Here is a 382-nt window from a genome sequence, read left to right on the forward strand (position 1 = left end):
GCTCCAGATAATCGAACAGCGGCGGCAGATCCGCGTCGAGCGCCTTCGTGACGGCGGCCTCGTCGGGGGGCTTGCCCATCATGTTGGGCTTCAGGATCCGCTCGACGAACGGCACGATCAGCTTCCCGAACAGCTCGGTATCGCCGAACTTGTCGAACCAGCGGGCGCGGGCGGCCCCCTGCGCATCGGCCGGGATCAGCGCGGGCTGCGGGGTGAGGCGCTCGAGATGATCGAGGATCGCGCTCGAATCGGCCAGCCGAAAGCCGTCATGCTCGATTGCGGGGATCTTGCCCATCGGGCTCGCTGCCCGGAATGCGGCATCGTCCGATTGCGGCGCCACCGGCCGGTGCTGGTACCGGACACCCTTCTCGGCCAGTGCCAC

Annotated in this window: 1 protein-coding gene; it reads right to left on the reverse strand. The window is 68.1% G+C overall.

The annotated features are described in order from the left end of the window. A partial coding sequence (locus K9U40_RS24610) for a glutathione S-transferase family protein (protein ID WP_282892649.1) occupies window positions 1-382 on the reverse strand: 382 nt, incomplete at both ends.

Origin of the sequence: Xanthobacter autotrophicus (assembly GCF_030015065.1) — a bacterium.
Classification (GTDB): Bacteria; Pseudomonadota; Alphaproteobacteria; order Rhizobiales; family Xanthobacteraceae; genus Xanthobacter; species Xanthobacter autotrophicus_D.